Raw genomic sequence first — 22,304 nt, forward strand, 5'->3', positions numbered from 1 at the left:
ACCCATAAGCAGATTGTCATCGCAAGCTTATAATGGATGACTCTCAAAACAGAAATGAGATTTGTAAATATCCCTTTTTTTGTGAATCTACAACACTTTACCCCTTGAATGACACCCCTTTCGACCAACAAGTGACACTTATTGCTTCAGAGCCCTCAAAGTGCATATGTCGAACTGGTCATACAACCTAAAAGATCACATAATACCTACTATTTTGTAATACATGCTAAGGAGTGTGCGTGCTTACTTTTATCCGCCTTTTTCTCGCGGCCCTTTTCATTATCTTCATGAGCTTGTTTGCGTTGATTTACTGCTGCGTATTCAAACCTCGCGATCCTAAGCACGTGTACTTTTTCTGCCGCTGGTTCAATCAATTACACAAGCTGATTGGATTAGAACTGATCCAACGGGGATTAGATAAACCGGCTTCTATTCCGCATGCGGTGTACATTTCTAATCACCAAAATGTGTTTGATTTTGTCACCTCACCCGGCATGTTACCGCCCCGTACGGTTTCCATCGGCAAGAAGAGTTTGTTGTGGATCCCATTTTTCGGGCAGTTGTACTGGATAACCGGCAATATCCTGATTGATCGTGAAAACAAATCAAAAGCGCGTGACACCATTGCGCAGGTGGTTGATGCCATTCATCAGCGTGATTTATCGATTTGGATGTACCCGGAAGGCACACGCAGTAAAGGGCGTGGACTGCTGCCCTTTAAGAGTGGCGCATTTCGAATGGCCATTGCCGCTGGCGTCCCTATTGTGCCAGTGTGTGTGAGTTCTATTCACAACAAGATTTCATTAGCCAAGCGGGATAACGGTGTCGTGATTGCAGAAATGCTCGACCCTATTGATGTCTCAGGTTACGAACTGAAAGACGCCCGCGCGTTAGCCGATCACTGCCACCAGTTGATGGCGGAAAAGATTGCGGCATTGGATGAAGAAGTGGCACGCATTGAGCAATCCCGCACAGCGGAAGCGGTAAAAACCGCGTAAAGACGTGCTGGCTATTCAACCAAAGAAAAGGCTTGTCGAGTGACAAGCCTTTTCTGTTTTACCTGTTGTCACCGCGTGTAATGCGTTTATGCCAACAGTAAATCAAATCCCTGACGTAATTGATCACTTTGCAAAATGCGACCATGCCCCAACCCTTCTGTGGCAATCAAGGTCACATGATGATTGTGAGCCGCCAGTTCTGATTCTGAAAACGCAGCAAAACGATCTTGGCGATCATGCACAATCACCACCTTTCCCTGCCATTGTGCTAACTTCGCCGCCGGATCAATGTGGCTGAGCGGGTATTGATAGGCTTGTGCAATATCATCGACGACCTCATGAAACAGTTTCATGGAATAGCCCGAATGCTCTACCGCTGAAATCAGGTTATCGGTATAGTTCAGCACCGGCGCAACCAATAACACCGGCTTACCGACTAAGCTGGCATGCTGGCTTTCCAACACCATTGCGCCACCCATGCTATGCGCAATCACACCCGCAATGCTGGATTGCGCGTCCAATACACCGTCTAGTGCGCGCACAAAGCCCGGCAGGTGGCCATATTGCCCTTCACTCTCGCCATGGGCGGGATTATCAAATGCCAATGCCTTAAAGCCCGCAGCGGCGATGTGTACCATCAACGGAAAAAACTGCGTTGCTGAGCCTGACCAACCGTGTCCCAATACCCACGTTGGCCCTTCACCCAAACTGTACGTCATTATCATTCCTTCCGACGTCATAATAGGCTGTCGGACTAATCCTTCGGGTACAGGTGTCGGGCGTTTATTGCGTTCCGGTGTTAACAGCACCTTCATGGCCACCTTTTTTGCATGCTTCGGTGCAAGGCGATGATGTAAACGGGTTGAGAGGTTCACAAGTTGTCGGCGCACATTCACTTTGCCGCTTTTCTGGAAATAAATTTTGCTACTCATCCCTACCTCTTGTTTGATTTAGTCTTGCTTTCGCATTCTGTTGAGCGTGTTCATTTGGGTTTTATTGCGCTTTGCACCTATCACGGCCTCTCTCAGCGCCCTCGTACTGAGCTGGCGTGCGTCTAAATACAAAATAGAACGGTCGTGCTTTTTTAGTGTAACGCTATGATCGGTAAAGCCGAATATAACGTCAGGCGTCACTACGCACGCCACTGACGAAACAGATCATCAATCCCCAGCCAAAAGCGCTGATGGTCTTCTGTCTCTAACGCAAGCGACATAAACAAATGACTACTGAGATACACCCCATAAAGCTGATAAACGCACTGCCAGCTATCCAGTGACGATAAAAACTCCCCGCTCTCTTTGGCTTTTTCTATCTGGCGGAACAAATAGGTTAGCCAGCGCTGAGTCAGGTTGGCTAAGGCTTGCTGAATAGGATCGTCGCTTTTCGCTCCGTCTTTCCAGGCATCTAAAAACATACAACTGCCCTGAAAAGATCGGTTCCATGCTAACCACTGAGCGCACAACTGACGCAGTTTACTTTCGACCGTTGCGTGCTCAACCTGGCGCGTGGGTTCAATCACTCGTGCCATAAACTGTAACCCGGCAAACTCCAAGACAGCGATTTGCAAGTTTTCTTTGGCCTGAAAGTGGGCAAACACGCCGCTTTTCGACAAACCGGCTGCTTTGGCTAACTCACCAATGGTGAGGCTATCGAGCCCGTCACGGCTGGCGATCGCAAAGGCGGTCGTTAAAATATGTTCTCGTGTCAGCTGCTTTTTATTCATCATGCTTTATGGCTGTCATCTTGCTATGTGCTATTTTTAGCACGATCGTACTTTTTTAAACAACGACTATCTTACAACTCCGACCACATCAATCACCATGTCATCGGCTGTTAACCAGCCAAAAGCCGACTAACGCTCAGCGAATCGAAACAGGCTATCAATAGCAATCGGACACTCACCCACTTGCTGAACCATGTCTTCCGCTTGTTTGAGGGAGTCATAACTGCATGGGATCCCATACGTGTCCGTGATCGGGTAATCATTTCCATCACGATCAATGAAATGCACACTCCATCCTGCACTGAGGAAGTCATGCACGAGTCGGGCTTCTACGATGGCCTTATCCGCCATTAATTGGCGACACTCTGACAATACCATACGTCACCTCGTCTTCTTGCTTAATGTACTCTTTGAAAGTATATACCAACTCAAAAATCCATAAAAAAAGGCCATGGGCAAACGCCACACAGCCTTTCTTCACGCTCGTCCGGCTTAGTGCCGGCAAAGCATTATAGGTACAGTTTCGCTACGTCAGATGGCTCTTTCTCAGAACCTTCCAGTTCCGCCGTCCAGTTCAGACCAACCAGTACACCATCTTCAGATAGGGTGATCATCCAGTCTTCAACGAAGACATCCAGTGGGATCATTACAGAAACGAACTCAGCCCACTCGTCAACACAATGCAATGCTGCGTCTGCTTGGTTAGACCAAAATGGCATGACTTCTGATTCTTCAAACTCGCTCGAGTCAACAGAAAGCCAGTCACCTTCTTCATTACAAAGGCCCCATACTTGTTGGGTCTCTTTTGTCTCTGTAACAAATAGCTCACAGTTTGCTTGAATATCTGCGGTTAACTTAGTCATTCTATTCTCTCTTGTCTTTTATATATGACATCAACAGCTTGATGTAGACCTATAATACCAGAGTTTACATCAGGAACACCTATGCTAATTATACTTCCCGTAGAGAATGCCGTTTTGATGACGATCGTAATGAAGTGCTGTTCGCTATACTTGATCTGACATTGCCAGCGCAGACCTGCAATGCAATCAATAACTCTGACGAAAGCGCCGTTTTCACCACAGCGAGGTGCCCATGGCAACTGTCGATTGGCTAACACACTTTAACAATCAACCCATGTTGACGCCCCGCTCTCATCTGGTGGAGGCACATACCTTTCTGGGGGATCAAAATGGCCAACAACGGGTTGCAGTAGATTGTGCATGTGGCACCGGCCGTGACGTGCTGTATTTACTGGAACAAGGCTACCGCGTGTATGCGTTTGATAACGACATGCCTAGACTCAATACCCTCTCTGAACACCCACTGCTGGGCGCCAACCCCAATTTAGATATTCAGATCAGCAGTTTTGCTGATTACCACTTCCCTAAAGCCCACTTAATCAATGCCAGTGCATGTTTGTTCTTTTGCACACCCCGTGATTTCACCACCCTGTGGGGACGCATTGAATACAGCCTCGAAACCAACGGCATTTTCTGTGGCCACTTTCTCGGGAAAGAAACGTTAGAGGCCGATGAGCAACTGCCCATTCTGACCCACTCACAAGCAGAACTCGAACACCTGCTCTCCCCCTTCTACATTATTTCCTGGAAGAAAAAACAAGAATATTCGGCCAATTTAACAGGTGCGAAACGCCTTTGGCTGGTTCACACCATCATTGCAATGAAAAAATAATAACGGCAACAGAAAGACCACAAAAATATTATTGATAAGGCACAAATTTCAGTTCTTGCGATGAAAATTTCATGACAAAATACTGCCTAATTCTTCCTCTCTTTTGTTAGGTTTTCATCTATGCAAACGCATCGCGTCGGCAATGCTCTGGCCGCGTTCTCTTTTATGCTTTGGGGGCTACTACCGCTCTATTACCAATTTTTACCCCAAGCCAATATCAATGACTTATTAGCATTGCGCATCATCTTCTCGGTGCCGTTTATGTTTGCCGTCATGGTGATCCTGCGCCGACGTATGCCAAGCCTTGCCACACTTTGGCAAGACAAACGCTCCCTGTTGATGTCAGCTCTTGCAGGCCTGATTATGTGTGTGTCCTGGTATGCCTTTACATGGGCGATGACACACGACCAAGTATTGGCAGCCAGCCTGGGCTTTTTCATCAACCCGCTGTTTGCCATTACCCTCGGCGTACTGTTCCTGAAAGAAAAACTGACGCTCGCGCAGAAAGCGGCGGTGGTGTTAGCGACCATGGGTATCGCCTATCAGGTATGGTATTACGGTGAACTGCCATGGATTTCACTGATCATGGGCAGCTTCTTTGCCCTGTATGGCTTGTGTAAGAAGTTTATTCGTTATGATGCGCTCACTTCTGTCACCCTTGAAGCAGCACTGCTGGCACCGATTGCGCTGGCTTATGTGTTGATCACCGGCTTTATGGGCACCAGCACCGCATTGGCTTCTGACAGCAACACCCTGATGCTGTATATCGGTTCTGCCCCTATCACGCTGGCACCGTTAATTTTCTTTGCCTTGGCGATCAGCCGTACCAGCCTGACCATGGTCGGCCTGATGCAGTACATTGAGCCAACACTGCAATTCTTACTGGCGGTATTCTTGTTTGGTGAAATGTTTGATGAAGTGAAAGCCATCAGCTTTGGCTTCATTTGGCTGGGCCTGATTTTGTGCAGTCTGGAAGCCATCAGCAAAATGTTCCATCGTCCGGTACGTCCTGCATAACAACATCACTTCACGAAAAGGGCACACCGCGTGCCCTTTTTCTTATCTTCTCTTCTGCTCTAGCCCTTTATCTTTATCATACGACATTCGAACAGTCAGGCTTTTCATGACATGCCACGCCGCACAGACGTACATCAGTAAGGATGTCATACTGTCGCCTATACAGAGCGCATGACAGCGTCTCACAATACCGTCACCACAAGATAAATCACTACAAATCACAAGGAAGTCTTGCAGTATGGATACACAAGAAGTCTTTAATAACAGCTATCAACGGTGCCTGCGGGATCCGCAATTTTTCTACACTTTTTACGATATTTTCTGGCAAAAAGACGATAAGTTCCGGCAGATGTTTGCCAATACTGATATGAGCAAACAAATCAAAATGCTCAAGCTGTCGATTGTCATGCTGATGCTCTCCACCACCTCTAAGGAAAGCCGAGAGCTATTCAACAATTATGCTGAGCGTCATGGTCCCGGTGGACTCAACGTCGCGCCCCTTGATTTTGATATTTGGTTGGACAGTTTATTAGAAACGGTGGCGCAGACCGATCCACTCTACAACGACAATATCGATACGGCTTGGCGGCACTGTTTTGCGAATGGGCTGGCAATGATGAAAGCGGCGTGTGATGCAAAAACAGCGCACCGCCCACTCTATGAAATATAAATGGAAAGAGCAGATAAAAAGGTAACAGAAAAACGAAACGCCAGATAAACAAAACCCTGATACATGATCAGGGTTTATGTTGATATAAGGTATAAACGCCCGCAGGCAACCACCTTATTTCTCGCCGATACCGCGATTCACTTTTTGTGCCAGTGTGATCTTACCAAAGCCCAGTTTACGGAAGTGGCTATCACGGAAATCACGAACGGCTTTGCTACCAGAAGAAACAGCTTCTACTTGCTGCTCCATCTTCAAATAGTTTGTCAGATCAATCCCTTCTGCAGCCGCAACGGCTTCATGAATAGAGTGATATTGCGAGTAAGAAAACGACAGCGTCTTCTCTTCGTCTTTATAAATATAAATAATAGTGCGTGACATAACGCCTCCAACAGCAACCATTAAGGGGGGCGAATTTACCTTAGTTCCGCCTCAGATGAAAGCAGATCCTGTGACTCAGTCAGTATCTCCGACCCCATTAATTGCGCCACGGACATCGGGCGGTAGAAATAATAACCTTGCACGAAACGAATTCCCCGCGCCATCACAAAGGCAAGCTCGTTGTCGGTTTCGATGCCTTCTACCACAATTTGAGCCTGAGTGATTTGCCCCAACTGCACCACCACTTCAAACAGACTTTTCCCTCGCTCTGTATCCAGCGCGGTGACCAGAGAGCGGTCAATCTTGATCTTGTCGAAATCGAAACGCGACAAGTACGCCAGCGAAGAATAACCGGTACCAAAATCATCCAGCGCAACCGAAACCCCAAGTTGTTTGATCTCATTAATGATTTCTGCCGTGCGTTGCTCTTCTTCAATCAGCAGATCTTCCGTAATTTCTATCTCTATCTGCCGATAATCAAATGCACTGTTATCAATCACACGTTTCAGGGATTTCACAAAACCTTTGGTCAATACGGTTTGAGATGAGACATTAATCGACAGACAAAAATCCGGGGATTGAGACAACAATTCCGCATCGGCTATCGCATGCTCTAACACCCAAAAATCCAAATCAGGCATCAACCCCAATTGATTAAACGCCGGCAAGAAACTCGGCGCAGATATGCGGCCTTCCCGGTTCTGATGGCGGATCAGGGCCTCTAAAGCCACCACCTTCCCGGTAATAATATCCACCTGCGGCTGATAAAACAGAACGAAAGAACCGTTTGTCTGCAGGTTTTCCACTTCCTTTTGCGCATCAAAATTGCTCTGCATAGAAGGAATAAAACTGGTGAGCTTGGTACGGACTTCTATTTCATCATTAGAAAAGAAGCGATTTTTAAACATATCGGACAAATCGATCCCGACGGAACGCTGATCCATCATCTTAAAGAACGGATAATAGATCAGCATCCCCAAGATAATCAGAAAAACCTGAAAGCCGGCTACGGCAAACGATCCGCCGGATCCAATATAGCCATTAATGATCGGTGGGGTGATCCAACTATGCACTTCACTCAATGGCGGGATCACACCGTAGGCGATGGCGCCATAAGCCAACACAAAGCTGATCAATGGCACGGCTAAAAACGGCAGGATCATAATAGGGTTAAAGATAATCGGCACCCCAAATAATACCGGCTCGTTGATATTGAAGATTGTCAGAATCAGGACTGCCCGCGCCAATAACTGATAACCTTTACTCTTGGCAAAAAACAGCATACACAGCACTAACGATAAGGTATTGCCACTGCCGCCAAGGCCGGTAAAAAAGTCATAAAAGTTCGTGCTGATGATATTGAGATCGGTACCGAAGTTACGCCAATCCGCCATGTTCGACATACTCAGCTCATAGAGCTCCGTTTTGAACATATGCAGCACATTATGGCCGTTGACACCTACACTCCAAAAGAGTCCCCGAATCAACTCATACAACAGGCCGTCATAAAACGAGGTCGGATCCAAATCCGGCAACGTCAGATAAGAAGACAAATAGAAATGAAACACCATCTCGATGAAATAGCAGGAAACCAGCAGTACCCCCAAGGCAAATAAACACGCCACCAGCATATTGGCCGACGTATCAATGACCGTGTTGTAACTCACCAGATTTAACAACCGAATACGTTTAAAATGATGAATAATGGCACACGCCGCATAAGCGGAAGCCAGAGAGAGCGCAAAGTTATTGGGGAGCATGATTTCAGTGGCAATCAACCCCCATTGCTGGGAAATGATAAAGAAAGCCACTAAGGAACAGGAAATAGCGGCCGCTTTAGGCAAACGCAGTTGGTTCGCGTAATAGGTCGCTAAGTAGATATTGAGCAAGACGGGAAACATATGCGCGGTCATGTTACCGGCATAGCCAAGAGTCAGACTGAGGGTCTTAAAACCCATGCTGTCAAAGAAGATCGCCAGTAAGGTGAAGAAAGCGGCCAGCAAAGAGACGGGCAGCGCCATAATGAAGACATTACTGATAGCGACTAAATACGGATTGGTCGACAGCCTAGAGAGCAGTTGAGTCACAGTGGTTCATCCTGAACATACATTATTCCTTAATGACGAGACAAACACGCAATGGCATACCGTTAAGCGATAACGCTACACCATCGCCGTGTTTTCATCGTTTTTACTTACAACATCCTAACTTACAATGCCTACGCAGACTGTGCAATTGTTTCATTTTTAAGATATTTTGTTTCAACCAGTGCCATCGCATCCGCTAAAGGCTGTGGTCGTGCAATGTGGTATCCCTGAATCACATCCACACCACAACGCGCAACAAAGTCCATTTCTTCTTCGTTCTCGACCCCTTCTGCGACAACCGAGCAATTGGCGATATTGCCGATCTGCGCGACCAAGTGGTACAAGTCTTTGCCTTTTTGTGTGGTTGCATCCACCAGCAATGAGCGATCAATCTTGATCTTATCAAATGGATACTTCAATAAATGTGGGAATGACGCATATCCGGCACCAAAATCATCCATTACGACCATGATCCCAATTGCCTGCAATTCTTCCATGGTTTTACACAGATGAACGCTGTCACTCAGGATGGCTTCCTCGGTGATCTCTATCGCCAACGATGTGGGTGCAATATTGTAATGGGTTAAACGCGACTTCAGGTGCATCGCAAAGTCCACTTCCGAAATCGAGGCCACCGACATGTTAATAGCCACACGTGACACTGTATCTACCGGCATTTTTTGCATATCCAGCAACACTTGCTCTAACACGGCTTTATCCAAGATCGGCATCGCATCGAGCAACTGGAAATCCTGAATAAAGGTTGGGAAATACACCTTGCCACTTGGATCGCGATAACGCAGCAGCGCTTCAAACTCAACCTTCTTCGGATCATGCAGGTTATGCAGCAGTTGGTAATGCATCACCAACTCCCCTTCCCGCAACATACTCACCATACGCTGCTGGGCCGTGGCTTTGCTGATGCTCGACTCAGCCGACGCACGAATACTGGTCAGCAGGTTTCTAAAGGTCATACGCTCTACGCTTGAGAACTGCGCCACCGACTTTATGGATGACAAGCCCTGCCCTGCGTAAGCCAAGTAAAACGGACGGTAGATAAAGATCCCCACCACAATGATCACTAACTGCAGCAGTGTGCCTTCCAGACTGTTATTCATGGCGATGTAACCACTCAACAGAGGCGGCGTCATCCAATCAACAATCGTCGTTACCGGGCTCACTAAGCCATAGAACATGGAGAAATACGCAATCACGAAGCTGACCAGAGGTACCAATACAAACGGTACAATCAATACAGGGTTAAAGATGATTGGTAAACCAAACAGCAACACTTCATTGATATTGAACATCACCATCGGCAAAGCAGCCATCGCCAGCATGATGTGGTTACGCTCTTTTGAGAAAAGCAGAATACACAACAGCAAGCTGATACTGTTACCAGAGCCCCCCATTGACATAAAGGCATCATAAAAGCCTTGGCTGATCACATTCAGTGAGGCCTCGCCTGCTTGCCATGCCGTCAGATTCTCTTGCGTTACCGCATACAGCATCTGCTTTACAGAGAACAGTAAATTATGCCCATTAATACCAATCGCCCCCAGCAACCCCAGGATACTTTGGTAAATCAAGCCCCCGGTAAAGGTCAATGGATCAGGCTGTACGGCTTTAATCTGCGCGGAGATATCCTGCACGAACTGTAAACTTAACGTCGACAGTGACAACGCCAGTGAGGCAAAAACAAAGAAATGCAGCACATGTTTGAATAAGGTTGGCGCAAAATTGACCGCCTGTGGTTCTAAGGTAGGCAAGTTAATACGCGTACAATAGGCCAGCGTGATAAATGCACTCACAATCGCGACAAGCGGGTTGTTCGGCAAGTGATACGCCGCCGATAAACTGCCATTCGCAATAGAAACCAGATATAACAGCGCAACGGAATAGATAATAAAAATTGCACTATTAATATTGGTTTTATGAGACAGGTAATAACTGGTCACCACACACAATGCAAGCGGGTAAATATTGATAAGCATATCCGATAGACGGAAGAACATGCTGGCAATATCTGAATAATCAGCATAACGGAAGCCATGCCCCAGTAATACCGCGACGGCATTGGCAAGTGTCAAAGGCAACAACAACACTGCAATCGCAGAGATGTCGCGTAAATAAATACGATATCCCGTACGAACAGGGATCAACTTTTTCAATAACGGCTTAATAGAATTCAAGGTTTCTTTCCAACCAAATAATACGCTTGTGTAAACAAGAGAACCGCTTATCCAAATTAAATAAAAAGAAATGTGTTAATTTATTTTTATTTGATGCAATTTATTTCATATTTTTTACTGTTTACAAACGACAAAAAAATAACGACAAGCCTGTCAAAATACAGACACCGATATCCCTTTTGTTTAATTCCGTTTATACGCAGATATGACAAAACGCCGTATCAAAAAATACGACGTTTAATCGCAAATTCACGTAAAGAATGACGTTTTAATCACTGTGCGTTCTTGTGAATTGACACTTCGCTTAAAACGATGTGCGGGCTAAGCATAACAAATTCGTGCTTGCGCAACACCTGCTATTTTCACTTTGCCTACTTTTCTTTTCTCTTTGTCCGGTAAACCTAGCGTCTAAAATCAACAAATTAAATGCACATAATAAATAGTCTTTATCGTGCATTTAAATTTTTTAGTTTTTCGCGTTAAAACACAACTTTCCTGATAAACTCGGCTATTAATCACACAGACTTGTAATGAAATTACCAAATTTCATACGAATTTTATAACGCATAAAAAATGTAACCTTTTATGACAATTTAAATGTGATCAGGGTCAGCGTTGCGTGTCAGAGAATTGTCAGAAATAACTCACGTATTTCTCCCATAGTTATACACAGAAACAGTGGATAACTATGGAAGGCATAGACGTCAATGGGAGAGAAACAGAAGTGCCGTTATAGTTTGAAATGGTGAATGATTTGGTTGCTACTGCCACGCCATAACAATTCAGGATCGTACAGGTCTTGTTCAAAACGTCCGTCAATCAAGGTATCCACATAAGCCACGACTTCCCTTTGCGCCGCTGTCAGGTTAGCCAGTTCGTAACCCGACCATAGCCAGATATCTTTCCCCTCACACTCTTCACGTACGCGCTTCACTAGCTTCAAAATCGCGGGCACATTGGCAGGATGCAGCGGATCGCCCCCAGAGAGTGACAAACCACGACGCTTGATGCGGGTATCGTTCAAATCGGCAATGATCTGATCTTCAAGTTCTTGTGTGAAGAGATGGCCAGAATTGGGGTTCAGAGTCGACTTGTTATAACAGCCACGGCAGTTATGCTCACAGCCGGACACAAACAGCGTACAACGCGTTCCCGGACCATTAACGACATCGACTTGATGGTATTTATGATAATTCATACGCTTGGCTCCAAAACAAAAAGTGCCGATCAGGATCGGCACTTTATAAGGCAGTTAAGTCAGAGTGTGATTACATGTGTTTCACACGACGTTTTACTTCTTCTTGCTTACCAAAGTTAAACGGACGTGCATCCGGGCTGCCTAGGTAGCCACATACGCGACGCGTCACTGACACTTTCTTCGAGTCGTGGTTACCGCACTTCGGACACGTAAAGCCCTTGCTGGTACAGTCAAACTCACCGGTATAACCACAGTCGTAACACTCATCAATCGGGGTGTTCGTGCCGTAGTACGGTACGCGGCTGTAGCTGTAATCCCACACGTTTTCCAGCGCTTCAACGTTACGCTGCATGTTCGGGAATTCGCCGTAACAAATGAAACCGCCACTTGCCAATTCCGGGTAAGGCATTTCAAAGTCAATCTTGTCGTACGGGTTAACTTTCTTCTCAACATCCAGATGGTAGCTGTTGGTGTAGTAACCTTTATCTGTCACATTATCCATTACACCGAATGCTTTAGTATCCAGCGCACAGAAACGGGTACACAAGTTTTCAGACGGTGTGCTGTACAAGCTGTAGCCCCAGCCTGTTTCTGCTTTCCACGACTCAACCGCATCTTTCAGGCGCTTAACAATTGCGATGCCTTTCTCACGCAGCATTTCGCTATCGTAAATGTGCTCGCCCGTGTTTGCGTACAATGCGTTAATGGTTTCATGGATACCGATGTAACCCATAGAAATAGACGCACGGCCGTTCTTGAAGATATCCAGCACTTCATCATCAGGGTTCAGGCGTACACCCAGTGCCCCTTCTGTGTACAGGATCGGTGCCACGCGGGCTTTCACACCACGTAAGCGGTCAATACGGGTTTCCAATGCACGACGCACCAATTGCATACGCTCATCAAGAATCGCGAAGAATTTGTCTTCATCGCCGTTTGCTTCAATCGCAATGCGAGGCAAGTTCAGGCTCACAACACCCAGGTTGTTACGGCCTTCATGCACTTCTTTACCGTTTTCATCCGTCCAGCGGCCCAGGAAGCTACGACAACCCATCGGCGCTTTGAATGAACCGGTCACTTCAACCACTTTTTCGTAGTTCAGAATATCCGGGTACATACGCTTAGAAGCACACTCAAGCGCAAGTTGCTTCATGTCGTAGTTAGGATCGGTCGGCTTGTGGTTGATACCGTCTTTGATTGAGAACAGCAGTTTAGGGAAGACTGCGGTTTTCTTGTTCTTACCCAGACCTTCAATACGATTCTGGAAAATCGATTTCTGGATCAGCTTAGATTCCCAGCTGGTGCCCAAACCAAAGTTGACACTCAGGAATGGCGTCTGACCGTTGCTTGAGAATAACGTGTTGATTTCGTATTCCAGTGACTGGAACGCATCGTACACTTCTTTTTCAGTCAGCTTTTGTGCGTACGCTTCTGGGTTTGGCACTTCCCACTCTTTCGCGGTTGCCAAGTGTTTCTTGTGGCTCGCGGTTACGTACGGTGCCAATACTTCATCCAAACGGTTCAGTGTGGTGCCGCCGTATGTGTGGCTCGCCACCTGTGCAACGATCTGCGCGGTTACGGCTGTCGCTGTCTGAATCGATTTAGGCGTGTCGATTTCAGCATTACCCATGCGGAAACCGTTAGTCAGCATGTTTTCCAAGTCAACAATCATACAGTTGAACATTGGGAAGAACGGAGAGTAATCCAAATCGTGGTAGTGAATTTCACCACACTCGTGTGCCTGTACGATGTCACGTGGCAACATGTGGTGTTTCGCGTAATGCTTAGACACGATACCCGCCAGCAAATCGCGCTGCGTTGGGATCACTTTACTGTCTTTATTCGCGTTTTCATTAAGCAGATCCGCATTGCTCTGCTCAACCAGGCCTGTGATTTCCGCACTCAGTGAAGATGCCTTTTCACGTTGGATATCACGGTCGTGACGGTACTCAATGTAAGCACGCGCGACTTCTTTGTGTGGACCCGTCATTAGGTGATTCTCAACAGCATCCTGAATGGCGTGGATTTCCACTTCATCGTGGTTAGCAAACTGTGCCAGTACCTGCTCGGCCACTGACTCAGCATAGCTTTCTTCCATCACTTCTACAGATACGGCCGCGCTCAATACCGCATCTTTGATACGCTTAATATCAAAGGATACACGGCATCCATCACGCTTAATCACAACAGGTTTCACACACAGCTCCTAGAAAAATGACACTGTCACTAAACCACAATATATAGGGCACAGTGAACAGGCTGAAACAAGATGTGGGGTATTAGGCGAGAAATCCGAAAAGGAAACATTGATCAAGATCAAGATTTAAAGAAGAGCGTACAGCTTGCAACCGATGTTTCTGACGCCGTCTCATTTTTAAAAAAATGACCCCTCGAAGGTATGCAAAGTCAACCGATTTATTCTACAAGAAAGCAGTAATTTACAAATTTTTCCCTTGCATTTTATCCTTCAGCTGGACTAGGTTCCGTTCGTTTTCGCCTTCATGTAGACTGGGGTTCGATAACACGAATATTGAGTAGGTAAATGGAACTTGAAACACGAAAAGCCCGTTTAGAACATGCCTCTTACCTACGATTGAGTAAAGGGGTACATTGGGTCTCTGGTATTTCTCTGCTGCTGATGGTGCTGATGCTGGGTACCATGATACTCAGCTACATCGAGCACACAACATTGTACCGCCCCTTCACCTATACGCTTTATAGCTGGCAAGCGCTGCTCTGTCTGGCTGGCCTACTCTATTCACGCCGCCGGCCACAACCCTATACCCACTGGAAAACACATTTACTGGGTTTTATTACGCTGTTTAGCCTTAGTTGGACCCTGGTGATTTATCATGTTTCTGAGGTCAGTCGGACGTTAACCAGTGCTGAGCTGCTGGCAGAGTTAATGATCATGATGAGTCTGCTCGGCTTTTATGCCTCCGCCCGCATCACGCTCACCATGGTATTACCCGTACTCTCAATCAGCACCTATATCACCTACCTCAGTGCCGATCATTCTGTCACACTCGCCAGCCAGCAATTTATCATCACCCTATTAGTGCTTTATACCGGTCGAAGAACCCTTTACCACTGGTTCGTTAACAGCATTACCAAAGAACATGACCGCCAATTACTGCTCAATCAGCTGAATTTGCTCGTCTCCCAAGATCAGCTGACTGGCATTAATAACCGCCGCTTTTTTGAATATGAGCTGGAAAAACAATTCCGAGCCTGCCGACGAGAACAACAACCACTGTCGGTGATCATGATCGATATCGACTGCTTTAAACAATACAACGACAACTTGGGGCACCCACAGGGAGATGCCTGTCTGAAGCAAGTCGCCAATATCCTAAAAGGATGTATCTTACGTCCGACGGACAGTGTATCCCGCTATGGCGGGGAAGAGTTCATCATCCTGTTGCCTGCTACCGATTTGGCCGGCGCAAAAAAGGTGGCCATGCGTATCAAAACGTCGTTGAACGAGGCAGCGTTGTCGCATCCATACTCGGCCATTAGCCCGCTGGTGACCGTCAGCCAAGGGATTGCACAACTGGAAGTCAACCAACGTTCCAGTCAGCTCATCGAACAGGCAGATAATCATCTCTATTTAGCAAAGGCTCAGGGACGCAATCAGTTTTACGCTCAGGCGACGTCATAAATTCATCACCGCCCCATTCTCAACACAAGTGCAAGAGGCACAATCGCCTATACTCAATGGCATTATGCGGATGAGTGAGACGTATGCGAACGATTTGGCGCTACTGCTTATTAAGCCTCTTATTGTGGCAAGGACACAGCCTCGCGTTTGAGGTAGCGCCTCTGCCGCCGGAGAAATACACCGGTGATCTGCCTGTCATGCAAGAACATGGCACCATCCGTGTTCTGGTCGCGGCCGATTTAGGGTTTTATTACCTTGATCGTGGTCGCCCTAAAGGCATGACCTCTGAAATGCTTTTGTTGTTTGAGCAATTCGTCCTCGCACAAACGCAACAACACCTGCGTATTCAAATCATTCCGGTTCCGCGTGACCAATTACTTCCCCGGCTGATAGCGGGATTTGGCGATATAGCCGCCGCTAACCTCACCATCACAGCGAAACGGGAGCAGCAAGTCACCTTCAGTACCCCTATCATCAAAGACATACAAGAACTGTTCATCACCCACGCGATGGAAGATCCCATCACCGATATCAATCAGTTATCTGAAAAAAGTGTCTGGGTACGGGCCAGTTCCAGTTATTACCAAAGTGTGCGTCGTATTAATCAACAACTCACTGATGCGGGTCGAGAGCCGATGTACGTCCACTTTCTGGAGGAAACGCTGCAAGACTATGAAATGCTCAGAATGATCCAGGAAGGCTTAATCCCAATGACGGTGCTGGATTCGCACAAAGCAGAATTTTGGGACCTAGTGACCGATAATTTACAAATCCATTACGAATTTCCGATTCGTGAAAATGGCGCTATTGGCTGGTGTTTTCGCCAGCAGAGTCCGAAATTGGCAAAACTTGTTGATGCATTCATTGAAAAAAACCGCCGAGGTACACTGAACGGCAATATCATTTTCAACAAATACCTGAACAGTAAAACCTGGTTCCAACGTGTTGTCAGCCCGTCGAATATCAAAAAGTTCAAAAAATTAGAGTCCAAGTTTATGCATTATTCTGAGATGTATGACATGAACTGGCTGATCATTGCCGCTCAAGCCTTTCAGGAATCCCAGTTTGATCAATCCAAACGCTCCCACGCCGGTGCCGTTGGGATCATGCAAGTGCTGCCACAAACGGCCGCCGAGCCTTACATAAACATTCGAAATATTCGTACCAGTGTCGATAACAACATCCATGCAGGCGTGAAATACATGGACTATATCCGCAGCCACTATGTGGCAGACGACAAAACAGACGCGCTGAATCAACTCTACTTTGCGCTGGCCAGTTACAATGCAGGCCCTAATCGCATAAAACGATTACGCGGCGTGGCGGAAGAGCGCGGCTTTGACCCGACGAAATGGTTCAATAATGTTGAAGTGGTGGTTAAAGATGAAGTGGGCATGGAGCCGATCACTTACGTGGGCAACATTAACCGTTATTACACCATCTATAAGCAAATATTCTCGCTGCAAAATGCCGCCAGCCAACAAATGGCAGAAAAAGCCAGCAGCTTACAGTACATGCTCAGCCGCTAAGCTTAGCGTCGTTGTGTTCCTTCTCAGCCAAAAAGAAACAACCCCCAATGCCAAAACACTGAGGGTTGTTTTTCTTGCTAACCTAGCCGGTTACCTAGCCTGGGCGCGCTCAATCAAGCATGAGTCGCTTTTTTATGTTGCTCTACAGACTGTAAGAAACGCGTTAAACCGGTGTTACATCACCGACAGTCGCCTGCGCGGTATGCTCTTCACCCAGATACATGCGTACATACTGCTCTGCCGCTTCCGACCATTCAAATCGGCAAGCCATCGCATTTTGCTGTAATCGCTTGAACTCTTGTGGACGTTGGCAATACAACAATAAGCTACGCTGCAACTTAATCAATAACGCTTCTGGCGTCGGTGCATCAAAAATGAAGCCCGTTGCCACTTGCGGTGTCGTATCGTAGTCAATCACAGTGTCTTTTAAGCCACCCACACTACGTACAATCGGCAAGGTACCATATACCAGGCTGTAGATCTGATTTAACCCGCACGGCTCAAATTCAGACGGCATCAAGAAGAAGTCCGCGCCCGCTTCCACACAATGTGCCAGCGGATTGTTGTACGCTTCCACAAACGCAAACTTATCACTGTGTGCCTCACTGATTTCACGCAACGCCGCAGCCAATTTCGGATCGCCGCTGCCGACAACCACAATCTGCACATCATTGAGCAAAAAGTCCTGAAGAATAGGCAACAAGTAATGAATACCTTTCTGCTCTGTCAGGCGACACACCATGCCATAAAGCGGTACGTCGTCTTGTGGGAAATTCACCTGCTGCTGTAAATCACGCTTACACGCTTTTTTACCGCGCGCCAGGCTCACTTTATTGGCTTTGTAATTTTGCTTAATGAACGGATCTGATTCCGGGTTCCAATCCCCGTAGTCACAACCATTCACAATGCCGTACAAATCACTGGCACGTTGTTGGAAATCACGCGCCATGCCATGTGCGCCCAGCTCGGTAACCAACTCTTTGGCATAGTTCGGGCTGACCGCATTCACTTTATCCGCATAGGCCACACCAGCTTTTAGCATGCTGATATTGGCAGAGCCCGCTTCCAACTGCACATAACGGTGTTGGATTAATTCTGGGATCAAGCTGTACTGATCGTAATTAAAAATCCCCTGGAACACGGCGTTGTGAATCGTAATCACACTTTGTGTTTGGGCGAAAAACGCATTGTCTGCATAACGGGTGCGCAGCAAAAACGGTACCAACCCCGTGTGCCAGTCATTACAGTGCACAACGTCTGGCTGGAATCCGATTTTTTCACACAAGTCTAATGACGCTGCGCTGAAGAATGCAAAACGCTCACCGTTATCCGCATAACCTTGATTGTTTTCCGCGTAGATCTCTGGGCGATCAAAATAGTGTGGTGCATCTACCGCGTACACCGGGATCTCACCACTTTTCAGGGTCTTCACCCGATACGGCACAGCCTGTGGTTGAGTCGGTACATATAACTCGGTTGTTAATGCCGTTTCAGCCTCATCACGCGCCGCCACTGGGCGGTAACAAGGCATCACGATGCGTACATCGTGACCCAGTGCCTGTAGTGCTGCAGGCAGGGACTTGGCGACATCCGCCAACCCACCTGTTTTTACAAAACCATCTACCTCAGAGGCCACAAATAAAATGCGCAATGACGGTGTGCTCGGTTTATTCCTCGTAACCAATTTTCGCTCCTTTTGGAATAACGACGATCCCTTCGTCTGACACGTGGTACTTCTTCTTATCTTCTTCGAGGTTCTCACCAATAATGGTGCCCGGGGCAATCTGGACATTCTTATCAATGATGGCGCGACGAATCGAACAGTTAGCACCAATCTTCACATCACCCAAGATAACGGATTCCGTGATAGTCGTACATTGATCAACATTGGTTCTAAAGCCCAATACAGATTTATGTACACGTGCTCCACGGATATAACTGCCTGCTGAAATCATACAGTTGTTGATATCGACTTTGCAGCTTTCACTGTCAAAGATCGTTGCAGGTGGTAGCGGTGGGTAGAAGGTGTGAAGCTGCCACTGACGGTTATATAGCGAGAATGGCGCATCTTCAGATAGCAGATCCATGTGGGCCTGCCAGTAGGATTCAATGGTACCGACATCACGCCAGTAACCGGTCGACTTTTCACCCGGGATCACATTGGTGGTAAAGTCATAAACAAACACTTTTCCTTGCGGGAATAGCTTAGGAATAATGTCTTTGCCAAAGTCGTGGCTCGAATGCTCGTTCTCGGCATCGGCTTCCAGTTCTTCACACAATACACCCGTTTCAAAGATGTAGTTGCCCATCGACACTAATGCGAAGTCCGGATCCCCTGGGATACATTTCGGATTCTTTGGTTTTTCTTCAAAGCCAATCATGCAACCCTGCTCATCAACTTCGATGACACCAAATGCACTGGCTTCACGCAGTGGCATACGTAACGCTGAAACGGTCAGATCGGCTTTTTTCTCTAGGTGATAATCCAGCATCTGCTTCACATCCATCTTATAGATGTGGTCGCTACCGAAAATACACACTTGATCCGGTTCTTCTAACTCAACGAAACGCAAATTTTGGTAAATCGCATCCGCCGTGCCGTCGTACCAACGCTTGCCCATACGCATTTGCGCCGGAACAGGGTCAATAAAACGCCCGGTGATCCCAGAAATATTCCATCCTTTCTTCATGTGCAGGTACAAAGATTGCGACTTAAATTGTGTCAGCACATAAATTTTCATCAAATCTGCATTCAAAAAGTTATTCAATGCAAAATCGATTAATCGGTAACTACCACCAAATGGCACCGCAGGTTTCGTTCGTGAGTCAGTTAAAGGGCGTAGACGTGAACCTTCTCCGCCTGCCAAAATCATACCTAAAACACCAGCCATGGTGTACCTCCTTGTCTGTAAGCAACTGGGTACATATATACCACAAACAAATATCACTTGAGAATGGTATTTCCTTAAAACTTCGTTAATTTTTTACAAAAATACCCATTTTGAGTGATTACGCATTGTTCGATACAGATCACACTCGGTGCATCATTAAACATTTGTTAAGGGAATTGTGAAAACATCACACATTAACGCCCTCCTCATTGACATCGCCTAAAAACCTCTTTTTCTCCTTCTACACGCAACCTATCCTCCATTCACTCCGCCTTTTCTACGCCTATTTCTACACCTCATCACTACGCCCTTCCTCCCACCGCAAAAGCTGAGTACATTAAAGACAGCAAACCGTAGACTGGTCACAGTGCATTGTAAGGAACTCATGATGACAACTGTTTCTATTCCCATGACACCTATTTCTATGTCACCTGTATTGTTCACCCCTGACGCGATGATAACGCCAACAACCAACGTCATTCTGCATGCTTTTGATTGGCCGTATGCGCGCGTCACGGAATCTGCTGCCGCAATCCGCCAAGCAGGCTTTAAAGCGGTGCTGGTCTCGCCACCGATGGCATCCAAGAAATCGGATAAAGGCACCCAATGGTGGCAACGCTATCAGCCAGAAGATTATCGCGTGATCGACAATCAGCTCGGCAATACCCGCGATTTCAAATGCATGGTCGATACACTGGGTGAATACGGGGTGGATATTTACGCCGATGTGGTCTTCAACCATATGGCCAATGAATCGGCAGAGCGTGACGACCTCACCTATCCCTCTCCTGCGCGTCAGCAGGCATACCAGCAACAGGCGGAGCACTATCGTGCGCTGACACTGTTTGGCGATCTGTCTGAACCCTTATTTACGGAATCAGATTTTGTTACCGCTTTTCCAATCGAGAATTGGGAAAACCCGTGGGAAGTACAGCATGGCCGTCTTAGTGGCGGGAAAAGCGATCCCGGGTTGCCGACCCTTGACCATCACGATAACGTAGTAAAAAAACAACAATTTTATCTGCTCGCGTTAAAGACACTCGGCGTAAAAGGCTTTCGAATCGATGCGGCAAAGCATTTAACACTGCAACATTTGCAGGCAGTATGGACACCAAGCATCTGTGAAGGCATGCATGTGTTTGGTGAGATCATCACAGATGGAGGCGTCAGCAAAACGGAATATGAGCTGTTCCTTGACCCCTACCTGAAAGATACCCGTTTAGGGGCTTATGACTTCCCACTGTTTCATTCGATCTATAACGCGTTTGAGAAAGGCCTGCCGTTATCGAGCCTCAGCCACCCATACTCGGTGGGGGAAGCGTTGGCCTTTGATCGCGCCATCACCTTTACCATTACTCATGATATTCCCAATAATGATGTGTTCATTAATCAGGTGATGTCTGAATCCAATGAACACCTCGCCTATTGCTATATTTTGGGACGAGATGGCGGCGTACCGCTGATTTACAGTGATTTAGACACCAGTGACATTGTGAATCATGCCGGACAGCCTCGCTGGGTAGACAGTTGGAAGCAACATCAATTGCAGCAAATGATTGCCTTCCATAACGTGATGCATCCCTACCCGATGCATGTATTGAGTGCCGGTCAGGATCACCTGTTATTCAGTCGGGGCAATAAAGGGATAGTGGCGATAAACCGAGGGGAGCAGCCAATCACCTTGTCGTTACCGAAAGGTCGCTATCGTCACTGTCTGGGTCACGTGAATGGGCTGCGTGAACAGTGCGGTCAACTCTTCTTGCCCCCTAACAGTTGCGCGATGTTGATCAATCTGGATGATTAATTTTACACGGATAACATAAAGCAAAACGCCTCACCATAACGTGCTTGTTATGGTGAGGCGTTCTTAGCACCCAGTGACATCAAAATGAAGAATTGAGAATGTCGTCGCTAGGTCATTCCTGTCAATCACGCTCAACGGCTAACACTTTTCCGCTGAACAAATCCATTTCAACTTCGACTTCCTGTCCGTCCGCATTACGCGCTTCGATTTCAATCTCATGCTCATCACGTTCCACTTTGATCTTACGGAAATCGTGATACCCCTGACTTTGCAGTAATCGCATCGCTTTTGGCACAGTCAGCTCTTTCACTGTCGGTTCAACCGGATCCGCCATCGCCGGCAAGGCCACCGCACTGGCCACGAGTAGCACAGGTATTAGTTGTAGTTTTGATTTCATAGGTTCACCTGCTTTTTGTCACTTCCATTTGGGTATACCAGAACTCCCATCCTACGCATACCAA

19 protein-coding genes are annotated in these 22,304 nt (G+C 46.9%); 7 read left to right on the forward strand and 12 right to left on the reverse strand.

Annotated features, from left to right (window positions below; genetic code table 11):
• Window positions 1–239: 239 nt before the first annotated feature.
• Window positions 240–998 carry a 1-acylglycerol-3-phosphate O-acyltransferase gene (locus ABT58_RS13090; protein ID WP_047874870.1) on the forward strand — a complete coding sequence of 253 codons (759 nt, stop codon included), beginning with the start codon at window positions 240–242 and terminating at the stop codon, window positions 996–998.
• 86 nt (window positions 999–1,084) lie between these two features.
• Here the strand turns inward: ABT58_RS13090 and ABT58_RS13095 are convergent, their stop codons facing one another.
• The 4 genes from ABT58_RS13095 to ABT58_RS13110 all read right to left on the reverse strand — a co-directional run bounded on the left by ABT58_RS13095 (window position 1,085) and on the right by ABT58_RS13110 (window position 3,584).
• Complete coding sequence (locus tag ABT58_RS13095) at window positions 1,085–1,930, reverse strand: alpha/beta hydrolase (protein WP_047874871.1); 846 nt, start codon at window positions 1,928–1,930, stop codon at window positions 1,085–1,087.
• A gap of 200 nt (window positions 1,931–2,130) precedes the next feature.
• Window positions 2,131–2,721 (reverse strand): TetR/AcrR family transcriptional regulator, encoded by a 591-nt coding sequence (locus ABT58_RS13100; RefSeq protein WP_047874872.1) that lies wholly within the window; start codon window positions 2,719–2,721, stop codon window positions 2,131–2,133.
• A gap of 129 nt (window positions 2,722–2,850) precedes the next feature.
• A complete protein-coding gene (locus ABT58_RS13105) occupies window positions 2,851–3,099 on the reverse strand; it encodes a hypothetical protein (protein WP_047874873.1) in 249 nt (82 codons plus the stop codon).
• A 131-nt stretch (window positions 3,100–3,230) separates the two neighbouring features.
• Window positions 3,231–3,584 (reverse strand): DUF2750 domain-containing protein, encoded by a 354-nt coding sequence (locus tag ABT58_RS13110; protein ID WP_047874874.1) that lies wholly within the window; start codon window positions 3,582–3,584, stop codon window positions 3,231–3,233.
• A gap of 232 nt (window positions 3,585–3,816) precedes the next feature.
• Here ABT58_RS13110 and ABT58_RS13115 point away from each other — a divergent pair, with 232 nt between their 5' ends.
• The 3 genes from ABT58_RS13115 (at window position 3,817) to ABT58_RS13125 (ending at window position 6,103) form a co-directional block, all read left to right on the forward strand.
• Entirely contained in the window at window positions 3,817–4,416 is a 600-nt protein-coding gene (locus ABT58_RS13115; protein ID WP_047874875.1) for a class I SAM-dependent methyltransferase, read from the forward strand.
• 120 nt (window positions 4,417–4,536) lie between these two features.
• A complete protein-coding gene (gene rarD, locus ABT58_RS13120) occupies window positions 4,537–5,433 on the forward strand; it encodes an EamA family transporter RarD (protein WP_047874876.1) in 897 nt (298 codons plus the stop codon).
• A gap of 238 nt (window positions 5,434–5,671) precedes the next feature.
• Complete coding sequence (locus tag ABT58_RS13125) at window positions 5,672–6,103, forward strand: globin (protein ID WP_047874877.1); 432 nt, start codon at window positions 5,672–5,674, stop codon at window positions 6,101–6,103.
• Window positions 6,104–6,217: 114 nt separating this feature from the next.
• Here ABT58_RS13125 and ABT58_RS13130 read toward each other — a convergent pair whose 3' ends face one another.
• The 5 genes from ABT58_RS13130 to nrdD form a co-directional block, all read right to left on the reverse strand.
• The gene (locus tag ABT58_RS13130) at window positions 6,218–6,481 is read right to left on the reverse strand and encodes a DUF2960 domain-containing protein (protein ID WP_047874878.1); all 264 of its coding nucleotides are present in this window, start codon (window positions 6,479–6,481) and stop codon (window positions 6,218–6,220) included.
• Between the two features lie 35 nt (window positions 6,482–6,516).
• The gene (locus ABT58_RS13135; protein ID WP_047874879.1) at window positions 6,517–8,568 is read right to left on the reverse strand and encodes an EAL domain-containing protein; all 2,052 of its coding nucleotides are present in this window, start codon (window positions 8,566–8,568) and stop codon (window positions 6,517–6,519) included.
• Between the two features lie 131 nt (window positions 8,569–8,699).
• Window positions 8,700–10,760: an EAL domain-containing protein gene (locus ABT58_RS13140; protein WP_107205000.1), complete on the reverse strand. Its 2,061-nt coding sequence runs from the start codon at window positions 10,758–10,760 to the stop codon at window positions 8,700–8,702.
• 730 nt (window positions 10,761–11,490) lie between these two features.
• Window positions 11,491–11,958: an anaerobic ribonucleoside-triphosphate reductase-activating protein gene (gene nrdG / locus ABT58_RS13145; protein ID WP_047874880.1), complete on the reverse strand. Its 468-nt coding sequence runs from the start codon at window positions 11,956–11,958 to the stop codon at window positions 11,491–11,493.
• A 70-nt stretch (window positions 11,959–12,028) separates the two neighbouring features.
• Entirely contained in the window at window positions 12,029–14,155 is a 2,127-nt protein-coding gene (nrdD, locus tag ABT58_RS13150; protein ID WP_047874881.1) for an anaerobic ribonucleoside-triphosphate reductase, read from the reverse strand.
• Window positions 14,156–14,500: 345 nt separating this feature from the next.
• Between nrdD and ABT58_RS13155 the strand changes: the two genes are divergently transcribed.
• Together ABT58_RS13155 and ABT58_RS13160 are read left to right on the forward strand one after the other, a co-directional pair.
• Window positions 14,501–15,619, forward strand: coding sequence for a GGDEF domain-containing protein (locus ABT58_RS13155; protein ID WP_047874882.1), 1,119 nt, complete (start codon window positions 14,501–14,503; stop codon window positions 15,617–15,619).
• An 83-nt stretch (window positions 15,620–15,702) separates the two neighbouring features.
• Complete coding sequence (locus ABT58_RS13160) at window positions 15,703–17,148, forward strand: MltF family protein (protein ID WP_047874883.1); 1,446 nt, start codon at window positions 15,703–15,705, stop codon at window positions 17,146–17,148.
• A gap of 163 nt (window positions 17,149–17,311) precedes the next feature.
• On the opposite strand, the gene glgA is transcribed toward ABT58_RS13160, so the two are convergent.
• Complete coding sequence (glgA, locus tag ABT58_RS13165; RefSeq protein WP_047874884.1) at window positions 17,312–18,832, reverse strand: glycogen synthase GlgA; 1,521 nt, start codon at window positions 18,830–18,832, stop codon at window positions 17,312–17,314.
• Window positions 18,816–20,039 (reverse strand): glucose-1-phosphate adenylyltransferase, encoded by a 1,224-nt coding sequence (gene glgC, locus ABT58_RS13170; RefSeq protein ID WP_047874885.1) that lies wholly within the window; start codon window positions 20,037–20,039, stop codon window positions 18,816–18,818. Before glgC ends, glgA begins: the two co-directional genes overlap by 17 nt.
• A 454-nt stretch (window positions 20,040–20,493) precedes the next feature.
• On the opposite strand from glgC, the gene ABT58_RS13175 reads away from it, so the two are divergent.
• Window positions 20,494–21,843 (forward strand): alpha-amylase family glycosyl hydrolase, encoded by a 1,350-nt coding sequence (locus tag ABT58_RS13175; RefSeq protein ID WP_107205005.1) that lies wholly within the window; start codon window positions 20,494–20,496, stop codon window positions 21,841–21,843.
• A 121-nt stretch (window positions 21,844–21,964) separates the two neighbouring features.
• Here the strand turns inward: ABT58_RS13175 and ABT58_RS13180 are convergent, their stop codons facing one another.
• Window positions 21,965–22,240, reverse strand: a complete 276-nt coding sequence (locus ABT58_RS13180; RefSeq protein ID WP_047874886.1) for a PepSY domain-containing protein — start codon at window positions 22,238–22,240, stop codon at window positions 21,965–21,967.
• Window positions 22,241–22,304 lie beyond the last annotated feature (64 nt).

The sequence above is a fragment of the Photobacterium aphoticum genome (assembly GCF_001029435.1).
Taxonomy (GTDB): Bacteria; Pseudomonadota; Gammaproteobacteria; order Enterobacterales; family Vibrionaceae; genus Photobacterium; species Photobacterium aphoticum.

Bases quoted from the DNA above. Each gene is read 5' to 3' on its own strand.
- ABT58_RS13125 (WP_047874877.1), top strand. From the start codon at position 5,672: ATGGATACACAAGAAGTCTTTAATAACAGCTATCAACGGTGCCTGCGG.
- ABT58_RS13155 (WP_047874882.1), top strand. From the start codon at position 14,501: ATGGAACTTGAAACACGAAAAGCCCGTTTAGAACATGCCTCTTACCTA.
- ABT58_RS13130 (WP_047874878.1), bottom strand. From the start codon at position 6,481: ATGTCACGCACTATTATTTATATTTATAAAGACGAAGAGAAGACGCTG.
- ABT58_RS13110 (WP_047874874.1), bottom strand. From the start codon at position 3,584: ATGACTAAGTTAACCGCAGATATTCAAGCAAACTGTGAGCTATTTGTT.
- nrdG (WP_047874880.1), bottom strand. From the start codon at position 11,958: ATGAATTATCATAAATACCATCAAGTCGATGTCGTTAATGGTCCGGGA.
- ABT58_RS13095 (WP_047874871.1), bottom strand. From the start codon at position 1,930: ATGAGTAGCAAAATTTATTTCCAGAAAAGCGGCAAAGTGAATGTGCGC.
- glgC (WP_047874885.1), bottom strand. From the start codon at position 20,039: ATGGCTGGTGTTTTAGGTATGATTTTGGCAGGCGGAGAAGGTTCACGT.
- ABT58_RS13100 (WP_047874872.1), bottom strand. From the start codon at position 2,721: ATGAATAAAAAGCAGCTGACACGAGAACATATTTTAACGACCGCCTTT.
- ABT58_RS13175 (WP_107205005.1), top strand. From the start codon at position 20,494: ATGATAACGCCAACAACCAACGTCATTCTGCATGCTTTTGATTGGCCG.
- ABT58_RS13105 (WP_047874873.1), bottom strand. From the start codon at position 3,099: ATGGTATTGTCAGAGTGTCGCCAATTAATGGCGGATAAGGCCATCGTA.
- rarD (WP_047874876.1), top strand. From the start codon at position 4,537: ATGCAAACGCATCGCGTCGGCAATGCTCTGGCCGCGTTCTCTTTTATG.
- ABT58_RS13115 (WP_047874875.1), top strand. From the start codon at position 3,817: ATGGCAACTGTCGATTGGCTAACACACTTTAACAATCAACCCATGTTG.
- ABT58_RS13160 (WP_047874883.1), top strand. From the start codon at position 15,703: ATGCGAACGATTTGGCGCTACTGCTTATTAAGCCTCTTATTGTGGCAA.
- ABT58_RS13180 (WP_047874886.1), bottom strand. From the start codon at position 22,240: ATGAAATCAAAACTACAACTAATACCTGTGCTACTCGTGGCCAGTGCG.